This window comes from Streptomyces coffeae (assembly GCF_016741875.1).
Taxonomy (GTDB): Bacteria; Actinomycetota; Actinomycetes; order Streptomycetales; family Streptomycetaceae; genus Streptomyces; species Streptomyces coffeae.
Genome location: NZ_JAERRF010000046.1, coordinates 1 through 18,164, shown reverse-complemented (window position 1 = coordinate 18,164; position 18,164 = coordinate 1). Strand labels below are relative to the sequence as shown.

Below are 18,164 nucleotides of genomic sequence, written 5' to 3'. Positions count from 1 at the left end.
AACAGCACGCTGTCCTGAAGGAGGCGGGACTGCCCTTGCACACCGACCTCGCGGCCCTGAACCGCGCACCGAGGATCTCCGCCGACGCCACGGGCGTACGATGGACGCGGCACACCAGTGCCTTCACCGGCCGGTTCACCGACCCCCAGCTGAACATCCACACGACCGGCGACGTGCTGATCCCGTCCAGGCCGAGATCGCCTACCGGCGGGCCGCCACCGCGGCGGGCTCCGGCGCGCTGCTGAGCCAGGCCTACGTCGACGCCCCGGGCCACCGCACCTTCACCTCGGGCGAGATGACCGGCGCCCCGCACACCCTGGAGCGCCGGCTGGACACGGGCCGGTGGGACGCCTCACCGGAGGCTCTCAACTCCCGTGCGCAGAAGGAGAATCCGGCCACCGCGGTCCGCTATCCGAACTACCACCCCGGCCCCTACCCCCGCCCTTACGACCTCGCCCACCCGGCCGACATCCGTACGACCTCGGGAGACTCCCGGCCATGACCACCCGTTCCGCGCCCGACCGGCTGCTGTCCGTGCTCGCGGCCTTCGACCTCGAGCACCCGGCGCTGAGCCTGACGGACATCAGCCGGCGGGCCGGGCTGACCCTGACCACCGCACACCGGCTCGTGGGCGCCCTCACCGAGTGGGGCGCCCTGGAGCGGGACGAGGCCGATCTCTACCACGTCGGGCTGCGGCTGTGGGAGCTGGCGGCGCTGGCCCCGCGCGGGCCGGCGCTGCGGCAGATTGCGCTGCCGTATCTGGAGGACCTGTACGAAGCGACGCACGAGAACGTGCAGTTGGCGGTGCGGGACGGCGGCGAGATCGTCTACATCGAGTGGCTGTCGGGACGTTCGGCGGTCGGTGTGCACATCCGGGTCGGGGCGCGCTGGCCGCTGCACGCCACCGGGGTCGGGCTCGCGCTGCTCGCGCACAGCGACCCGGAGTTCCAGGAGGAGTACTGTGCCGGGCCGCTCGTCTCCTTCACGCCGTATACCGTCACCGATCCGGCCCGGCTGCGCCGCATGCTGGCCGACGTACGTCGCACCGGGGTCGCGGTGAGCAGCCGCCAGGTCACCGACGACGCCCTGTCGGTGGCCGCCCCGGTGCGCGGCCCGGGCAGGTCGGTGGTCGCCGCCGTGTCGGTCGTCGTGCCGCAGGCCGACGCACAGGTACCGGTGCTGGTGCCGGCGGTGCGGCTCGCGGCACGCGGGATCTCACGCGGGATGGGGTGGCAGCCGGAGAAGGAGGCGTAGGCGTCCGTCCCGGCGACGGTGTGCCGCGCCGGGGCCTGTCCGGCGGATCAGGCCGACTGCAAGGAACGGCACCTCATCAGCGCGGTGAGCGAGTGCGACGGGGGTGCCCCCGCGAGCTCCTTCGAGCGTGATTGAGTCGATTCGAGGCAGTTGCTGGTCCTCAGCTGAGGCGCATCTTCGACGTGCAGCCTCACAGCCGGGATCTCAGCACGGCGACCTCGGGCGACGGGTCGAAGCCGTGCTCGACCAGCCAGCGGACCGCCCGCAGGCTTCGCAACGACCACCACGCGCGGATCACGTCAAGGGCGACGTCGGTGCCGTAGCCGGCGACGACGTCGTCAAGGTGCTCCTCGTGTCCGAGCGTCAAGGTGGCGAGGTCGAACAGGGCATCGCCCGGCCCCGCCTCGGACCAGTCGATCACGCCGGTGATCTCGTCACCGTCGACGAACACGTGGGTGACCTGCAGGTCGCCGTGCGTGAACACCGGTGTCCACGGCCGGAGCGCAGCCTCGGCAACTCGGCGGTTACGCGTGACCACGTCGGTGGGAAGGACGCCGTTCGTGACGAGCCACTCGCATTCGCCGTCGAGGTGCGATGCGATCTCGTCGAGGCTCCAGCCGGGCCATGGCGGCAGCGGCGCGTCGTGCAGCATCCGTGCGGCCGCACCCGCCGCGGTCCACGCCGCCGACGGCGCGATCGACGGCTCGCCGAGGCGGCCGAGTGCCGTCCCTGGGAGGGCGGCGAGCGCGAGCACGGGCGACTTCCGCCACAGGACCTCCGGAGTCGGGATCGGAGCCGAAGCCATCGCCTCGACCTCGACATCGGTGCGCCTCTGATCAGCATCGATCTTCAGGAACACGTTGCCGACGCGCAGGGTCGCGCGCTCGTGATGGGCGACGATGACCTCGACCTCTTCCACGTCGGCCATTATCGCGGGATGACCACCGACGTCGCCGGGTTTATCGCGTGCGACTGCACGGCTGACCGCGTCCCGCTGCCCGGCAGCCTCGTGTACGACGCCGACCGCCTGACGGATCGAGCGGTCTGACGGATCGAGCGGTGCTATGTGAGCGGTTCCCCGTTCTCGATGCTCCGGGCCAGCTGGGTCGCGTACTCGGTGAACACGATGGCGGAGGCGTCGTGCGAGCCCTTCAGCTCCCCGGTGAGGAACTCCAGGCCGACGTCGCTCGCCTTCAGCTCCTCGGCAAGCATGGCCAGCTCGATGCCGCGACCGAGCCGTTTGTGCTCGTGGACGACGAAGGTGACGCGCACGCCGGAGGAACGGATCTCCCCGGCGAGCTTCACGGCGGCCTCCAGCTCGGGCCGCTTGGTGGCACGGGTGGAGATCATCTCCGAGAAGACCCGGGTGACCCCGGCTTCGGCGAGGGAGTCCAGCTGTGCGTCCAAGAACTGCCGCGCAGTCGAGGCGCGGGCGTACCCGAGACGGACGTGCCCGACCGGCTCGGTGCCGGCGCTCGCGGGCCGGGGCAGCTCGGTCCACACCGAGCCCGGCTTGCGCACGGCGAGGGTCGGCAGGATCGCCGCAGGTGGACCGCCGGACGGCCGCCTGTTTCGCAGGCGGCCACCTATGAAACAAACGCTCGCCGGGCTCCCCGATCGCCACTGTCGCCAACCCGAGCGGCTTGAGTGCCGGCCTCAGCTACGTGTCATCGCCGTAGTTCTGGGAGATCAGGGCCGGGATGCGTGTGCATCAGGAAGCGCGCTGCGTCTCGTGCCTGGTGAGCGGGTTCAGGCGTACCGAAGATCGCTGCGGTGGTGATCGCTCCTTCGGCGAGGAGCGCGAGCTGATCGGCCAGTTCGGCGGGCCGCCCGGATGCCGTGACGAGGCCGGCCAGGTAGTCGTGGAAGGCCTTCTTGTGGTGCCGGGCCTGCTCTGCGACCTCGGTCGAGACCGCGCCCAGTTCGCCGAAGGAGTTGATGAAGGCGCACCCGCGGTAATCCGGCTCGGAGAACCACTTGTACAGCCAGTCGAACACAGCGGCGATCCGCTCCTCGGGCCTCGGCTGCGCGTCGACGTAGCCGGCGAGGGCACGCTGCCACCGCGAGTCCCGCTGCCGGAGGAATTCCAGTACGAGCTCTTCCTTCGAGGGGAACAGCTGGTAGAGGCGTTTGAGCGATATCCCGGAAGCGTTGCGTACCGCATCCATCCCGACCGCCTGGATGCCCCGGCTGTAGAACAGCTCCCCGGCCGCTTCGAGCGCGCGCTCACGTGCCGTTTCCTGGTCCAGCATCTATGCCCCCTTGCGCGGAGAACCAACGTTCTCTACGCTAGCAGATGTCGGCGAGAACGTACGTTCTCCGATGGTTTCCGAGGCCCGCTGGACCTTCGGGAGCCCCAGAATTCGAAGGAGCTGAGTCGATATGACTGACACGACCCGCCCACCCGTCCCCCCGTTCACCCGGGAGACCGCCATCGAGAAGGTCCGACTGGCCGAGGACGGCTGGAACACCCGTGACCCGCACAAGGTGTCGCTCGCCTACACGGTGGACTCCCGCTGGCGCAACCGCTCGGAGTTCGCCACCGGCCGAGACGAGATCGTCGCGTTGCTGACCCGCAAGTGGAACACCGAGCTCGACTACCGGCTGATCAAGGAGCTGTGGGCCTACGACGGCAACCGCATCGCCGTGCGCTTCGCCTACGAGCACCGCGACGACGCCGGGAACTGGTACCGCTCCTACGGCAACGAGAACTGGGAATTCGACGAGCACGGCCTGATGCACACCCGCCACGCCTCCATCAACACCCTCCCGATCGCCGAATCCGAGCGCACGTACTTCTGGCCGCTGGGCCGCCGTCCCGACGACCACCCCGGCCTCAGCGATCTCGGCTTCTGAGGACGCCTTCTCGTCAACCACCGAAGGGAGTGGCCCATGCGAGACCTCGCCGCGGGCGTTGCGCGCTTTCAGCGGGATGTCTTCCCGGCCAAGGCGAACCTGTTCGCCCACCTGGCCACGAACCACACCCCGCACACGCTGTTCATCGGCTGCTCGGACGCCCGCGTCGTCCCCGAGCTGATCACAGGGAGCGAGCCGGGGGACCTTTTCGTGATCCGAACCGCCGGCAACCTCGTCCCCGCCTACAACCCCGGGGTCGACGGAGTGACGGCCAGCATCGAATACGCCGTCGCCGCGTTGGGCGTGTCCGACATCGTCGTGTGCGGACATTCCGCCTGCGGCGCCATGACGGCCCTGGCAGAGCGCCGAGACCTCACCGGCACGCCGGCGATCGCCGGCTGGTTGCGGCACGCGGACGCCTCATCCGCCCGCACACCCGCCACCAGGGACGTGCCGACGCTGGTCCGCCAGAACGTACTCGTTCAGTTGGCAAACCTCGCCACGCACCCCTCGGTCGCCCGCGCCCTGGCGTGTAAGACGGTGGCCCTGCACGGCTGGGCTTTCGACATCGCCACAGGCCGCGTCGAAGACCTCGACGCCATGGACGCCGACAGCACGCTCGCGGCCTGACGTTCAACCCGCCACCCGCGTGGTCCCCGGCACGACGCCGCCACCGGGGACCACGGACGCCCACAGCCCGCCGCTGCGGCCGTCATGCGCGTGCAGCGACACAACACGTCATGAAAGAAAGGAACCTGCCCCGTGGTACATGTTCAGTTCGACCCCGCCAGCCGTCAGGCCCTGACCAACGCTGCGGTCGAGGCGAAGGCCCGCAAGAACCTCACCTGGCAGCAGATCGCGGATGCCGCCGGCCTGTCGGCGGCCTTCACCACCGCCGCCGTCCTGGGCCAACACGCTCTCCCCGAGCAGTCCGCGAGGGCCGTCGCAGACTTGCTGGGCTTGGGCGAGGAAACGGTGGAGCTGCTGCAAGCCATCCCAACCCGCGGCTCGATCCCGGGCGGCATCCCCACCGACCCGACCATCTACCGCTTCTACGAGATAGTCCAGATCTACGGGACTACCCTCAAGGCACTGGTCCATGAGCAGTTCGGGGACGGCATCATCAGCGCGATCAACTTCAAGCTCGACGTGAAGAAGGTCGCCGACCCCGAAGGGGGCGAGCGTGCCGTGATCACTCTGGACGGCAAGTACCTGCCGACCAAGCCCTTCTGAGCCACGGGAGGGCCGCGCTCGGCCGGCCCCCGCGCTGGTCTATGCAGAGCGGGGGCCGGCCGACGCGTTGGCATGCAACGCCTGCCGGCCGGACGGATGCGCTCGATCTTCCCCTTGTCGTCGACGACGGCCTCGGGGACAGGCGGCCTGACCGTAGCCGTCCGGGGCGGGTTTCGCGGTCTTCTCCTGTTCGACGGGGTCGTTGTCGGTGATGACGTCGCCGTTGCCGAAGCCGATCCACTGGGAGAAGCGGTTGAACGCCTCGACCTTGTTCGTGGCTGCGGTGACCCGCCGGCGCAGTGGGGCGTCGAAGAGGTAGCGCAGTAGCTGTTGCGGCCCGGCTCCCCCTGGGGCATGCCCCGACATCACCCTCATCGCCGCCCACCTCGCCCGACTCGCTGGCGACTTCCCCACCACGATGGCCACCGCACCCTCGGCTGGGCAGGACGCCACCACCGCGTTGAAGGTGACGTGTGGTGGATCCAGAGCGAGATGGACCGAGCGGCCACCGCGTATGAAGCCGCCCATGCCGAAGCCGAGCAGCACGGGATCACGGGTGAGCGGGCCACCTGCCAAGCGCAGCGGGCCTTCGTCCTCGCCTTCACCGATCCGGCTGTTGCCGACGACGAACTGGAGCCGGCCCAACAGCTGCTGGCTGGGCTCGACCTGCGGGCTACCGGACTCACCACGCAGATCGCCGCACTCGTACGCGATGCCGGAATCACAGCCGACATCGAGGACCGCGCCAGCATCCTCCGCACCGAAATCAGCGTCACCGACCTTGCCACTGCGGAAGCCACCCTCGAACTCGCGATGAGCTTCCACTACGCCGTCCAGGGCGCTCACGATGGCGTTACCAGCAATGACGTTGCCCGCCTGGGCACCGCGACGAGACGAGAAGAGAGACCGATGGCCGAAGCGGTTGTACCGGAGGTGCGTGCCGCGCAGCGACGGATCGTGGGCACGGTGCGGGCCTCCGGCGTGCTGAACAATGACGGGCTTGCTCTGTGGCGGGAGGCTGACTGCGAGGAGTGGAAGGCCACCGCCGCCGAGATCGGTAAGGACCTGGAGCTGCTTGAGGTGCCGTACACGATCGTGACGGCCTTTCGCTTCCCGCTCGCCAGCTCCTGGAACAAGGCGATGAGGCGCGGGGAAGAGGTTCGCATCGCCCGCAAGGACGTGATCCACCTGGTGCGATGGATGCCCTCGCTGAAGGAGTCCATCGACGACATCCCCGAGGACGGTCCCGGCTGGGCTTTCCGGCTGTTCCAGCCCCGGGCCGAGGGCATGGCGATCTGCAACCTCGCCTTGTCCGCGGACTGGCCCACGTGGTCAAAGAAGCAGGCCCGCGCGGCCGGGCTGGTCTGTGCGGAGTGCGACTACGACCTGCGCCAGTTCAAGGACGAGGAGCGGCTGCCGTACGACATCCGGTTACCGGAGAGGCCCAAGAAGCGTCGTCTGCTGTGCGGGCAGTGCTGCGAGCACGGCCTGAAGGAGATGGAGCGCCTGGCCGTGCTCGCTGAGAAGCCGTCGTGACCGCACTCGGCGGTACGTGTCAGGTGGGATTCAACGGGGTGATGCCGCTGCCTGCGTAGAGCTCAGGTTCGAGTGAAAGGACCGTGACGGGCTCGCCCGCTTTGACCGCCTGCCAGGCGACCGCCGCGGGGTGCGCCACCGGCCAGTCCAGGCCCGGCCACGTCCTGCCACTGCCGGCTCGTCGTCCGCCACGGTGGCGAGCGGACGGGCCTCGCCGAGCCGCTCCGCGGTCTTGCCCACCCCGATGCCGTACGACCGGAGGGTGTTCGCGTTGTCGAGCGAGTCGAGGAACACATCCGCCGCCCTGCGGACGGTCAACGCCCTCCCGGCGGGCAGCCGCACGACGGCGGGCACCGATCTCCTCCTTGCCACGGATAAGGCACCGGACGGTTCGTCGTCCGTCAGCGCGGCGCGCCGGTGAGGGGCGACAAGAGTCACTCAGGACGCCGGTACGACGATGGCGCCCCGCGTGCTCTGCACGATGGCGAGCAACTCCGACCGTTCCTGCTCCGCCACCCCGAATCTGTCGAGCGTCTGGTTGAAGTCGTCGATGAAGGCCTCCCACTCGTTCGCGGTGATCCGCAGGTCACGGTGGGAGTCCTCCATCGTGCGCCCCGTGTAGCGCTGGGGTCCCCCGGTCGCTTCCCCGACCATCTCCGTGACCAGGTACTTGAACCCCGGAGGCAATACGCGGTGGTGCGCATCGTCCACGCGCGGATTGGCGTTCAGCCGGTCGTCCACCATGATCCGGTCGATGAAGTCGTCGACCACCGTGGCGATGCGGTAAATACCGCCGAGCCGCTCGTAGAGCGAGGTTGGCTGCGTTTCCATGTTCGTTCCCTCCGGAGTCGCGGTATGTCGCGTCCGATTCACACGAGCACGACATGATCTCCGCGCCGGATCGTTCCGCCCGTGATCACGTCGGCGTAGACCCCTAAGTTCACCTGGTTGTACTGCGCCACCGTACGCAGGATGCCCTGGTCGCGTGGCAAGGTCCCCTGGGGCAGCGTGATCATGACGCAGCGCGGTCGGGGACCGATGATCCGCAGGCGGACCTCCTCGCCGATCGCCGCCGTGTGGCCGACCCAGTCGTTCTCCACGAAACCCTGCGGCTCCGGACGGGTCGCCACGATGATGTTCGGCCGGAACCGGCGAGCCTCGAAGCGCCCCTCGGGATAGAGCGCGCGCAGCCGCTCGATCGTCGCCGTCGTCGTCAGCAGCAGGTGCATCACCGCGAGATCGAAGAAGGTTCCCATCGGCAGGTCCCACTCGGTCACGGTGTCCCGGTGGTCGAGCCCTGCCATGTCCGGCCAGTACTCCTCGGCCGTCGCGCGGGACGACTCATCGTCGCCCTGTGCCGTCGCAACGGTGACCTCTCGGCCCAGCGCTTCGGACAGTAGCCGGGCCACATCGGGTTGGGCGCTCGTCACGATGGTCCCGTCGGGCAGGGTCAGGCGGACGGCAGGCAGTTGTCCGCCCGCCAGCGGAGGGTCGACATACGCGGCTCGGAACTCGAAGAGGTTTCCCCATCTATGCGGATTCTTGGCACCCGCGACCTTGCCTGTCGCCGGATCGACCACGGCGAACCGCCGATCCCCGACAAGCCCGCGTTCCGTAACCTCGGAGGCGTTCAACACCTCCCCCAACTCACGCCCATACCGCTGCTCCTCACCGTCCCCCGACGGGAGCCGCTGTGGCCCCCCGGGGCAGATCATGGGACGGCCGGACGGGCGGCATGCCGGATCCGCCGGGCCCTGCCCGGTTCCTCACCCGCTTTGGCTGAGAAGCCACCAGAGGGCATCAGTCCGGGCGGTGCCGGTCATCGTCCAGGTGGGCTATGGCGTAGCCGCGTTCCTGCGGATGCCGGATCAGGCGGGCCATCACCCACGCCGTACGGGTGTCCATCCTGGCGCCGAAGTCGGCGGGCCAGGCGCCGGGCCTGCCACGTTGCGCGCGGGGCGAGTCGGGGGTATTCGGGTCGGCCACCGATCGCGAGTCTCGCGACGGCCGCATGGTCGTGACTGCCATCGGCCCGGAGATCACCGAAAGGGGCGGCGTCGCATCGCCAGCGTTGACGGCAGGACCACGCCCGTCGCACTAGCCGGACTCCCAGCTGCTGACCGTGGCCCGGCGCACCCTGAGCGCGGTGGCCATCTCGCCGCTGCACGCTGATCCAGATCGGCACCGAGTCATACCGATTCCAGGCCACGGAGGCCGAACGCCGCAGCCACAAGTGACGGCACGGCGGCTGACTCAAGCGCGCCCCAGACACTGCTGGTCTTCCTAGCGGCCCGAGCGTGCGTACCACCGGCCGTCGTGGCGGGCTACATGAACGGGACGTCCGAAGCAGACGGTCACGTTGTCCGGGGTGAGCACGCCGTCGACCGGGCCGGATGCCAGCTCGCGGCCTTCCTTGAGCAGGTAGGCATGGGTGGTGCTGGGCGGGAGTTCCTCCAAGTGGTGGGTGACCGTGACGGCGGCGAGGTCGGCCCGTTCGGCTGCCAGCCGATGCAGCGCGTCCACGAGGTCCTCTCGGGACGGGAGATCGAGGGCGTTGAACGGCTCGTCGAGCAGGAGCAGCAACGGATCGGCCATCAGGGCACGGCATATGAGGATCCGGGCGCGCTGGCCGCCCGAGCAGTCGCCGAAACGGCGGTCGGCGAGTTCCTTGCACCCAAGCTCGGCGAGCAGGAGGTGGGCGCGCTCGCGGGTCGCGGTGTCGTACTTTGGCCACAGCGGCTGCACAGTGCCGGTCGCCCCCGTGAGGACGACGGTGTGGGTGGTGGCGTCCAGCGGAACCTTCTGGGCGGCGGATACCAGGCCGACGCGCGCTCGCAGCTCGCGCATGTCGACGCGGCCGAGTCGATCACCAAGGACATCGACGGTGCCGATGGTGGGATGCATGACCGCCCCGGCGAGCCGGAGCAGGGTGGTCTTGCCGGCTCCGTTGGCTCCCAGTAGCGCCCAGTGCTCGCCAGGCCGAATGGTCCAGTTGATCTCGTCGAGGACGATCTCCTGCCCGGTGGTACGGCGGTGGACAGCAACATCCGACAGAGCGACGACGGCGCGGGGTTCCTGGGTTTCGGTCACGTCGGCAGAGTAGTGCTGTACCGGCAAAATCACCGGGCTTTTTTGCTGTCATCGGTGATCGGACAACCCGACGGTCGTTGGTCACAGCACTGAGCCCCTAAGTCGGGATCACCCCAACCTGCACGTTCCTGTCCGCCTCACAACGGACCGGGGTACGGGCCGAACGCGGGCATCCACCTGCTCCGACGACTGGTTGGCGGTCGGCTTCGACGCTGACCTGATGGCCGGAGGGCGCGCGGACTGCCTGGAGGAGTCCCTGGCCGCCCACTTCGCCACCGCGCTCACCGACAGCCGCGTGACGTGGGTGATCGGGGCCCGGTTCGCGCCACGGCGCGCACGCCTGGATCGAGGCCGACCGGCACATCATCGGGCAGGAGGAGACAGACCGGGTATGGCCCTACGCGCCCGCCCTGAAGGTGGAACGTTCGCACCGAAATCCGCCACCCTTCGCCACCGCATCCACCCGTACGGGTGAGCGTTGCGCCGGATGTGACAGACACGCAGCTCCACAGCACCGACCGAACGAACCCGCCCGCGCCCGCTGGCCGACGCCTTCGCCCTCGCTGGCCAAGCATGCCGACATGACCGACCGGGACGCGGCCCGCGAACTGCTCTGGCGCCTGCGGCTGACCCAGCCCCAGATCACCCAGGTCTGGGCCGACTCCGCCTACGCCGGACAGCTCGTGACCTGGGCCGATGACCGGCTATGGCTCACCCTCCGGGCCATGTCCCGACCCAAGAACGCCAAGGGCTTCGTCGTGGTTCCCCGCCGCTGGAAAGTCGAGAGGACACTGGGCCGGCTGATGAACGCCCGCCGCAGCGTCCGGGACTACGAACGACTGCCACAGCACTCCGAAGCTCACCTCACCTGGGCGCTCATCACTGTGATGACCAGGCGACTGACCCGGAAGAAGCCTGTCCCCGGCTGGACGAAGAAGCAGACGCCCACCGGCTGATCTATCGCTGCACGCTCTTGGATAGGTACATTGACGACACGTCATAGCCATTGCGTTGATACATGGCAATGGCTGCTTCGTTGTCTCCGAAGACGTTCAAATTGAGCGACGTCTTGCCCTCGCGGGCAACGAGCTCCTCGGCGGCAGCGAGGATGGCGGATCCGTATCCGCGGCGCTGGAACGGCGCGAAGACGTTGATGTCGTACAGCCAGGCGGAGCTAGTGGTGTCCGAAGCTTGGCGCGGATCCGGACCAATCCATGCGTTCCCCACGACCTGGCCTGAACCGTTCTCCGCCGCCACGAGATGATGACCAGCCGTTTCGAGCCCGTCCGGGAGGAACTGAGCCGTGCCCTGACGAGCCCGCTCTCGCGCCAGCTCTTGGGGCATGAACCTGCCGAGTTCACGAGCCGTCTCAGCTTCACGACGCTCAGTCGCCACGTCGTACTCCGACGGCGTCATTTTCCGCAAGGTCACCTTCTGCGCGTCCATGCCACCATCTTCAGCTGGTCACGGGTAACAGCGATACGAGTTATCGAGCCCGACACACACGACCTAGTCGATTACCTCGCACAGCCGACAATGCGGTCACCCAAGCTCAGGATCAAAAACACTCACTTACGTCCACATCGCCCACTTCATGGCCGACCTCCCCGGGCGCGGGGCTGTCGCGGCGGGCGGCGGCTCCGAACAGCAGCAGGGCGCACGCGAGCACGAAGAGCGGCCAGGGCGTGAACGTGAGGACCACGGCGTCGACGACGGTCCAGCTCCCCAGCGTCCAGGCGATGAATGCTGGCGGGGTGATGCCGCGGCGGTCCAGCCACAGCACCGTCAGGCCGACCAGGATGAGCGGTATGCCGAAGCTTTCCAGGCTCAGCCAGTACGCGCTGCCCGCCGGGCTCATGTCGGCAAGGTCCTCGCTCCACAGTCCGCCGCTGAACCATGTCCCGGCGTGGCGCGCGGCTTTCTCCACCGTCAGGGCGCCGAGCGTGTGTGCGGTTCCGTATAACGGCCGACAGGTGACCTGCAGCCGGGCCCGTTTGAGCCGCCAGGCCGTCGCACTGCGGGTCGCCAACGTTCGTCCTGATGCCTTTTCGGTAGACATGGGGTGCAGGGGCCGTCTGTCTCGCGAGATACGCGGACGTCTGTTCTTGTGGGCACCACCGATGTCGCTGTTCTCATCTGGCCTCGTAGTCCGCAAGACATGCGTTCTGTCACGGTCGCTCACGCTTCCCGATCCACACCGCGAGGATCAGACAGGCCGCCATGCAACCCAGGGCGGTGGCCTGTAGTGCCGTATCCGAGGCCGCTTCCGCGCCTACGCCGTGGCTTTGATCGCTGACGGCCCCGGCCAGGGCAACGCCGAGGCCGGCCGCCACCGTGATGATCGTCTTGGTGACCCCTGATGCCTCCCCGGCCCGCTCCGGTCTGATCACCCCCTGAGTGGCGATGAGGGTCAGCGAGTTGGCCATCCCGAGGACCACACCGCCGACGGTTGCCGCGACCAGGTACACCACGAGCGATGACGCCCAGGCGAGGCAGGCAAGGACAACTGCCCCCATGCCGAGGCAGACGGTCATCACTCGCACGCGGCAGGTGGAGCCACACGGCCGGCGAGCGGGCCCGCGAGCGCCATGGCCAATGCCGGGACGAGGAAGGCGGTACCCGCGAGGGCGACCGACAGGTCCCACTGCCCCTGGAGCGTCAGGGGAACGACGAATAGGAAGATGACGGTTGTGGCGTTGGCCACTCCCCCGGCAAGCGTGAGTGCCACGTAGGGACCATTGCGGAAGAGCGTGAGCTCGACCAGTGGGCTTGCCGCCTTCCGTTCTTGGCATACGAACCAGATCAGCAGGGCGGCCACGACGACCAGGCCGGCCAGGCCGACGGGCCACTGCCAGTGTCGGCCGCGGTCGACGACGAAAGCGAGGACCGCAAGCGCGGCCGTGGCGGTGAACAGCCCACGCCAGTCGACACTCCGGTGCGTGCTGGTGCCGTAGCTTTCGGCAGTGCGGGAGGCCCATACTGCGCCCAGCGCGGCGAGGGGGACATTGAGCCAGAACACGGCACGCCAGGACACCGCCTCAGTGAGGGCGCCCCCGATGAACGGGCCGCAGGCGGTGGCGATTCCACCGATACCCAGCGCCCGGCCGGTGGCCCGGCCCCGCAGTTCACTCGGGTAGACATTGGTCAGCAGGGACAAGCCCACCGGCATGATCATCGCGGCGCCCGCTCCTTGGGCCACCCGGGCGCCGACCAGAACGGGCAGTGTCAGGGCGAGCGCGCAGACCAGGGACGACGTGCCGAACAAAGCAAGGCCCAAGACCAACAGTCGCCGCCGGCCAAACAGGTCGCCAAGCCGTCCCGCGCCCAGCATCAGCGTCCCTGTGGACAGCAGATACGCGCTGATCACCACTGCAGGCCATCGCCTCGGGCGCGGATATCACGGCCGATCTGCGGCAGGGCCAAGTTCAGGGCGAACGAGTCGAGCTGGATGCAGAACACGCCCACGGACATGGCCGGCAGGGCCCATCGTCGGGTAGCGAGTGCCGGTGACACCACGACCCGGCCTCCTTCCTCACGCTGCATGCGGCAGCATCGTTGGGAACACCGCCGCACGGCGGAACGGCGGTTGAGGTGCTGATGACGGAGGGGAAGGCGCAGCCAGAGGAGAGACCCCTGGAAAAAGGGGTCACTGCTGCTCGGAGAAGGGAAAGATGCGAGACCCGGAAGAGTGGGGCTGTCCGCGGAACTGCTGAAGAACGCCACGTCGTGCGGAGCGGATGCATAGGCCCGCTGCTCGCCGGACGGCTGAGAGGTCAATGTAATCGACACCGAACTGCTTGCCAACTCCCCCCGGTGGTCGTGGAAGCCGATACGGAGGGTCCAAGAGATATTGGCCATCAGCGGAGCGCCGGCCCGCTCGCTCTCCGTAGTCCTCGAGCACTCTCCTGCTCGGTGCAGTGTCGCCACACATTCGGCGCCCGTACGATAAACCCAGCTCATCGCTCGCCATATGTGGAGGGCACTGGTCGGCGTCGCTTAGGCATGCGGCCCGGCCCGAGCGGGCCGGCGCTGCGCCGCCCGCCACGCCACGTCTGCACCCGCACACCTGCCGTGACCTGCCCATTCTCCAGGCTGCTCTGCGGCCCAGGCCTACCAGAGATGATTGCCGGCAAGGCCCGCTTCCGCATGGTGCTCACGGTCGGCTGAACCCGTCAGCGATACGGCGCTCCAGCCACCCTGCCCCGGCCGAGTCGCTCCCTTGCGAGGCAACCCGGCCGAGGCAGGGTGACGCTGGCAGCCCTTGCCCTGGTCCGGCTGTCCCGGGTTTCGTCCTACTGGCCGTGGGACCTGCCGGGACGGCTCACTCGGCTCGTGTGCCCGAGCGGTTTCGCCCTCGGCCGGCGGGCACCTCGCAGGCCTGGCAGACCTCGCTCCGAACGCTGACGAACGGACGTTGGTTCAGTTCGCTGTCCTCGGCTACGCGATCACGTCGTTGGAGACCGAGACGTACCGCCCTTCGCAGCTCATTCTGCTGGGTGCGGACGCGTCGCCGGAGTTGCGTCGTTCAACCTCGCTCGACGCGCTGGTGACTCCGTCGTCTCCTCCGTTCTTCCTCTGGCACATAGCGGAGGAGTCCTTCATTCCGCCTGAGCACACCTATCGCCTCGCTGCGGCATTGGCCGCCAACAATGTGGCCCACACCGTGCATGTCTTCCCCCACGGCCCCCACAGCCTGGGCCTTGCCCATGGGGCTGGGAAGCATCGACTTGGACACGCTTCGCTGACTCATGGATCAGCGAACAGACCGATACTCCGATGCATCACGGGGCTTGACAGCACCAGTGCCGGAGGCCGGGGCCTAGAAGATCACGACCCTGCCGGACCAGCTCGCCGGATTGCCCCATTGCGATGCCGGGATGTCCGATCGACTCCGCGCACCATGCCCAAAATCCCAGGAATCTCCGACTACGGGTCTGCAGCCACCACGGAACACCCGGTGGAGACGAGGATGAAGAAGGGCTCGTCGGACCAAGGCAGCGCCCGGGGATCAGCGAGCCGGGTCGGCCAGGCAGGACTCGGCGGCGCTCCACAGCATGAGAAGGAGATTCGGCAAAAGTGACCCAGCCTGATACGGCTTCATGTCACCACAAAATTTAGATCGCTGACACCGTGATCGACTGACCATCCAGGGTTCAACCAGCAAGTCTGCAGCTTTCCATCAGTGACAGGCGAAGCCGGACATCCCGATGACAGCGCCGCGAACCTCACATGCCGGGTTCTAGGACGGGTGGTGCGCCCTCACCAGCAGTGTGTCGGCGGTGCGCGGCCCGTCGGCGGTGATGGGCAGCACGTCGATGGTGATTTTGGTGAACCCGGCTTCGTCGAGCAGTTTGGTCCATACGTGCTCCTGAAGTACCCAGCGGTGCATGGTGGTTGCCTCGCCGTCCGGCGCTTTTGCCGGGATGTTGGCAGCTACGGCATCGGGCTGGGCGGGCGCCCCGTTCAGGTAGTGGGCGAGGGTGGAGTACACCAGTCGCCCGCCCGGCTTGAGGGCGGCGACCGCCGCCGGCAGCAGTTCGCGCGGGTCGGTGAAGTCGATGGCGCCAAAGACGCTGTACAGCACATCGTACGTGCCGTTCATCGCGTGCAGATGGGGCACGGCGTCGGACGGCACGATGCGCAGGCGCGGCGCGAGGTGCCCGTAGAGGTCGGTTGCCATGGTGTGCTGGGCCGGGGAGGCGTCGATTGCGGTGACCCCGGCGGGTTGGTGATGCGCCGCCAGGTGCGCGGCGTGCCGGCCTTCCCGGCGCCGAGGTCGCCCACACAGCGGCCGGTCAGGTCGCCCAGGACCTCCGGGCCGGGTCCGGCGTCCTGGCTCCAGTTCCAGTAGAAGGTGTCGGGGACGGCGCGGTCACTGGCGGCGCGGGTGCGGCCGTAGTGGTGCCAGAGGTCTGCGGTGCGGGTGGTCACCGCCCCATCCTGGCGATTGCGACCAGGTGGCGGGCTGGTTCGGCGAAATGTCACCCGGGCGCGTCCCAGGGGGCCCGGCCGGGCGGCTGGGTCCCCTGGGACGCGTAACGGGCGGGTCAGTGCGAGTCGTTGCCGGGGTGGCAGGGGCCGCACTCGGCGGCGTCCGCCCACAGCGGCAGGTCGACTTCCCAGCCGTCGGCCGCGATGATGTGCGCTGTCTTCATCACGGAGCCGTCGTTCTTGAAGTCGACCTTGGGCACGTGGTGCAGGAAATGCCCGTCGTTGAAGCGGTCGCACAGTTGGGCGTATGCCACGGTGTCCAGGATGACCATGTGGACGCCGATGTCGGCGAGCTTGCTCGGGGCGAGTCCCAGCGCCTCGCCCCGGTGCTTGAGCGAACTGCCCGCTACCCTGCTGCGACTTTTCGGTCTGGTTGACACCAGCTTCGAAGATCGACGCTGCCGAGTACATCCTTTGGCGTTTCCTGCGGGCTGCGGTGGATGTCTGGCGCGTCAGCCTCCTGCGGCGGGGCGCGGGTGGCGATCGCCGTTCAGTACAGAGTCGAGCAGGCCAGGGAATAGTGCGTCCAGGTCGTCGCGACGCAGCCGCACCAGCCGGGACCGGCCTTGGATGGTGGTCCAGGTGACGCCCGCCTCGCGGAGTACCCGGTAGTGGTGGGACAGCGTCGTCTGGTGGACGTCCAGGTCGCCGCCGATGGCGTTGCAGCTCTCCTCGCCGGTCATGGCGAGCCGTTGGACGATCTCAAGCCGCACCGGATCGGCGAGCGCACGCAGCACCTCCACCATCCGGATCGCTTCGGTCGCCGGCTGGGACACCTCGCGCATTGCTTCCCTCCGTCCGTGACAGGATCCAGCCTACCCACTCATTGATACATGGACAAGCATCAATGTATTGCTTACAGTGCCGATCACCTACCTCCGCAATGCTCCGGAAGGGCGGCACGATCCATGCTCAAACGACTCCTCCCCTTGGCCGCGGCGACGTTCGCCGTCGGCACCGACAGCTATGTCATCGCGGGCCTGCTCCCCTCCATCGCCGCCGACCTGGAGGTCTCCACCCCTGCAGCCGGTCAGTTGGTGACGGTCTTCGCCCTGACGATGGCGTTGTCCGCGCCGGTCATGGGGGCCCTCACCAGTGCCCTGAACCGGCGTTCGGCACTGCTGATCGCCTTGGCCGTATTCGTGATGGGCAACGTCGTCACCGCGTTGGGAACCAGCTACGAGGTGGTGATGGCTGCCCGCATCGTCACCGCCGTGGGAGCGGGCATCATCAACGCCGCCGCCTCCAGCACCGCGGCGGCCATCGCACCGCCGGAACGCCGTGGCCGGGCCTTGGCCTTCGTCCTGGGCGGCTTGACGTTGGCGACCGCGCTGGGCCTGCCTCTCGGCACTCTGATCGGCCGCACCGACTGGCACATCACCCTGTGGGCCGTCGCCGGGATAGGTCTGCTGGCGGCCGTCGGTATCGCCGTCGGCCTCCCCAGGGTGACGCTCCCCGCCGCCTCGCTGCCCGACCGTCTGCGCCCCCTCAATCAGAGCCGCGTACTGGCGCTGCTGGCGGTCACCTCACTCGCCTTCCTCGGCACCTACACCCTCTACACCTACATCAGCCCGACCCTGCGGGATGCCACCAGTGGCAACGAATCGCTCCTGACCCTGATCCTGCTGGCCTGGGGCGTCGGCATCCTGGCCGGGAACATTGCCGCCGGGCGCCTGGTGGACCGCCACGACTCCGCGCGCGTCCTCACCGGCGCCCTCACCCTCGCAACTCTTGCCCTGGCGCTGACCCCGTTGGCGACCCGAGCCCTCGCCTCCACCCTGGTCTGGGCTGTGGTCTGGGGTGTGACCGTCGGCGTCATCGTCGTCCCCCAGCAGCACCGGCTCATCTCGCTCAGCCCCGCCGCCGCGCCGGTCCTGCTCGGCCTCAACTCCTCCGCGCTCTACATCGGGATCGCCCTCGGCGGCGGATTCGGCGGGCTGGCGCAGGAGTGGCTCGGGCTTGCCCCGGCCGAACTAGGATTGGTAGCTGCCGGCGTCACCGCCCTGACCCTCCTCTGGCACCTCGGAACCACGCGCCGCTCCACTGCGCCCGCCCCCACAACACCGGAACCAACCTCGGCCAACTCGGAGAAATCCGAGGCGTGACCCGCCGTCCCACACCACCGCGTGTACAGCCCCGCAACACCGCCGCCAGTGTCAACCAGCCCGACCAAGTGTCACCTAACTAGTGGCTTGTCACGCAGC

The 18,164-nt window shown here is 68.4% G+C and carries 21 protein-coding genes and 4 pseudogenes; 8 read left to right on the top strand and 17 right to left on the bottom strand.

The window, feature by feature from the left end; genetic code table 11:
* Positions 1-17 precede the first annotated feature (17 nt).
* Both JK363_RS38865 and JK363_RS38860 read left to right on the top strand, forming a co-directional pair.
* Positions 18-502 (top strand): annotated as a pseudogene (locus JK363_RS38865) (hypothetical protein); the annotation flags it as partial.
* Positions 499-1,254 (top strand): IclR family transcriptional regulator, encoded by a 756-nt coding sequence (locus tag JK363_RS38860; protein ID WP_201882900.1) that lies wholly within the window; start codon positions 499-501, stop codon positions 1,252-1,254. The pseudogene JK363_RS38865 and the gene JK363_RS38860, both read left to right, overlap by 4 nt.
* A 190-nt stretch (positions 1,255-1,444) precedes the next feature.
* On the opposite strand, the gene JK363_RS38855 is transcribed toward JK363_RS38860, so the two are convergent.
* The 3 genes from JK363_RS38855 to JK363_RS38845 all read right to left on the bottom strand — a co-directional run bounded on the left by JK363_RS38855 (position 1,445) and on the right by JK363_RS38845 (position 3,506).
* The gene (locus JK363_RS38855) at positions 1,445-2,173 is read right to left on the bottom strand and encodes a phosphotransferase (RefSeq protein WP_201882951.1); all 729 of its coding nucleotides are present in this window, start codon (positions 2,171-2,173) and stop codon (positions 1,445-1,447) included.
* 143 nt (positions 2,174-2,316) lie between these two features.
* A complete protein-coding gene (locus JK363_RS38850) occupies positions 2,317-2,775 on the bottom strand; it encodes a recombinase family protein (RefSeq protein WP_307822048.1) in 459 nt (152 codons plus the stop codon).
* 146 nt (positions 2,776-2,921) lie between these two features.
* Positions 2,922-3,506: a TetR/AcrR family transcriptional regulator gene (locus tag JK363_RS38845; RefSeq protein WP_201882898.1), complete on the bottom strand. Its 585-nt coding sequence runs from the start codon at positions 3,504-3,506 to the stop codon at positions 2,922-2,924.
* 130 nt (positions 3,507-3,636) lie between these two features.
* On the opposite strand from JK363_RS38845, the gene JK363_RS38840 reads away from it, so the two are divergent.
* The 3 genes from JK363_RS38840 to cynS all read left to right on the top strand — a co-directional run bounded on the left by JK363_RS38840 (position 3,637) and on the right by cynS (position 5,343).
* Entirely contained in the window at positions 3,637-4,110 is a 474-nt protein-coding gene (locus JK363_RS38840; RefSeq protein ID WP_201882896.1) for a nuclear transport factor 2 family protein, read from the top strand.
* A 36-nt stretch (positions 4,111-4,146) separates the two neighbouring features.
* On the top strand, positions 4,147-4,740 hold the full coding sequence (locus tag JK363_RS38835; protein ID WP_201882894.1) for a carbonic anhydrase: 594 nt from the start codon (positions 4,147-4,149) through the stop codon (positions 4,738-4,740).
* Between the two features lie 132 nt (positions 4,741-4,872).
* Positions 4,873-5,343 carry a cyanase gene (cynS, locus tag JK363_RS38830; RefSeq protein ID WP_201882893.1) on the top strand — a complete coding sequence of 157 codons (471 nt, stop codon included), beginning with the start codon at positions 4,873-4,875 and terminating at the stop codon, positions 5,341-5,343.
* Between the two features lie 39 nt (positions 5,344-5,382).
* Here cynS and JK363_RS38825 read toward each other — a convergent pair whose 3' ends face one another.
* A complete protein-coding gene (locus JK363_RS38825) occupies positions 5,383-5,718 on the bottom strand; it encodes a Tn3 family transposase (RefSeq protein ID WP_201882885.1) in 336 nt (111 codons plus the stop codon).
* 96 nt (positions 5,719-5,814) lie between these two features.
* Between JK363_RS38825 and JK363_RS38820 the strand changes: the two genes are divergently transcribed.
* The gene (locus tag JK363_RS38820) at positions 5,815-6,879 is read left to right on the top strand and encodes a hypothetical protein (RefSeq protein ID WP_201882883.1); all 1,065 of its coding nucleotides are present in this window, start codon (positions 5,815-5,817) and stop codon (positions 6,877-6,879) included.
* A gap of 177 nt (positions 6,880-7,056) precedes the next feature.
* Here the strand turns inward: JK363_RS38820 and JK363_RS38815 are convergent.
* The 5 genes and pseudogenes from JK363_RS38815 to JK363_RS38795 all read right to left on the bottom strand — a co-directional run.
* Positions 7,057-7,233, bottom strand: a pseudogene (locus JK363_RS38815) (site-specific integrase); the annotation flags it as partial.
* Between the two features lie 84 nt (positions 7,234-7,317).
* Positions 7,318-7,710 (bottom strand): group I truncated hemoglobin, encoded by a 393-nt coding sequence (locus JK363_RS38810; RefSeq protein WP_201882882.1) that lies wholly within the window; start codon positions 7,708-7,710, stop codon positions 7,318-7,320.
* A 38-nt stretch (positions 7,711-7,748) separates the two neighbouring features.
* On the bottom strand, positions 7,749-8,513 hold the full coding sequence (locus JK363_RS38805; RefSeq protein ID WP_201882880.1) for an MOSC domain-containing protein: 765 nt from the start codon (positions 8,511-8,513) through the stop codon (positions 7,749-7,751).
* Positions 8,514-8,679: 166 nt separating this feature from the next.
* Complete coding sequence (locus JK363_RS38800; RefSeq protein ID WP_201882878.1) at positions 8,680-8,865, bottom strand: hypothetical protein; 186 nt, start codon at positions 8,863-8,865, stop codon at positions 8,680-8,682.
* A gap of 297 nt (positions 8,866-9,162) precedes the next feature.
* Entirely contained in the window at positions 9,163-9,969 is an 807-nt protein-coding gene (locus JK363_RS38795; protein ID WP_201882876.1) for an ABC transporter ATP-binding protein, read from the bottom strand.
* Positions 9,970-10,544: 575 nt separating this feature from the next.
* Between JK363_RS38795 and JK363_RS38790 the strand changes: the two are divergent.
* Positions 10,545-10,919, top strand: a pseudogene (locus JK363_RS38790) (transposase); the annotation flags it as partial.
* A 7-nt stretch (positions 10,920-10,926) separates the two neighbouring features.
* Here the strand turns inward: JK363_RS38790 and JK363_RS38785 are convergent.
* From JK363_RS38785 to JK363_RS38760, 8 genes and pseudogenes are all read right to left on the bottom strand, one after another.
* Positions 10,927-11,415 carry a GNAT family N-acetyltransferase gene (locus JK363_RS38785; protein WP_201882866.1) on the bottom strand — a complete coding sequence of 163 codons (489 nt, stop codon included), beginning with the start codon at positions 11,413-11,415 and terminating at the stop codon, positions 10,927-10,929.
* 112 nt (positions 11,416-11,527) lie between these two features.
* Complete coding sequence (locus tag JK363_RS38780) at positions 11,528-11,998, bottom strand: hypothetical protein (RefSeq protein WP_201882864.1); 471 nt, start codon at positions 11,996-11,998, stop codon at positions 11,528-11,530.
* Positions 11,999-12,137: 139 nt separating this feature from the next.
* Positions 12,138-12,485, bottom strand: a complete 348-nt coding sequence (locus JK363_RS43390; protein ID WP_236076485.1) for an MFS transporter — start codon at positions 12,483-12,485, stop codon at positions 12,138-12,140.
* Between the two features lie 17 nt (positions 12,486-12,502).
* Positions 12,503-13,336, bottom strand: a complete 834-nt coding sequence (locus tag JK363_RS43385; RefSeq protein ID WP_307822047.1) for an MFS transporter — start codon at positions 13,334-13,336, stop codon at positions 12,503-12,505.
* Complete coding sequence (locus tag JK363_RS43380; RefSeq protein WP_236076484.1) at positions 13,333-13,512, bottom strand: hypothetical protein; 180 nt, start codon at positions 13,510-13,512, stop codon at positions 13,333-13,335. Before JK363_RS43380 ends, JK363_RS43385 begins: the two co-directional genes overlap by 4 nt.
* A gap of 1,696 nt (positions 13,513-15,208) precedes the next feature.
* Positions 15,209-15,900 (bottom strand): annotated as a pseudogene (locus tag JK363_RS38770) (class I SAM-dependent methyltransferase).
* Between the two features lie 116 nt (positions 15,901-16,016).
* Positions 16,017-16,340 carry a glycine-rich domain-containing protein gene (locus JK363_RS38765; protein WP_307822046.1) on the bottom strand — a complete coding sequence of 108 codons (324 nt, stop codon included), beginning with the start codon at positions 16,338-16,340 and terminating at the stop codon, positions 16,017-16,019.
* 72 nt (positions 16,341-16,412) lie between these two features.
* Positions 16,413-16,745 (bottom strand): ArsR/SmtB family transcription factor, encoded by a 333-nt coding sequence (locus JK363_RS38760; protein WP_201882863.1) that lies wholly within the window; start codon positions 16,743-16,745, stop codon positions 16,413-16,415.
* A 123-nt stretch (positions 16,746-16,868) separates the two neighbouring features.
* On the opposite strand from JK363_RS38760, the gene JK363_RS38755 reads away from it, so the two are divergent.
* Complete coding sequence (locus tag JK363_RS38755) at positions 16,869-18,065, top strand: MFS transporter (protein WP_201882862.1); 1,197 nt, start codon at positions 16,869-16,871, stop codon at positions 18,063-18,065.
* Positions 18,066-18,164: the final 99 nt, after the last annotated feature.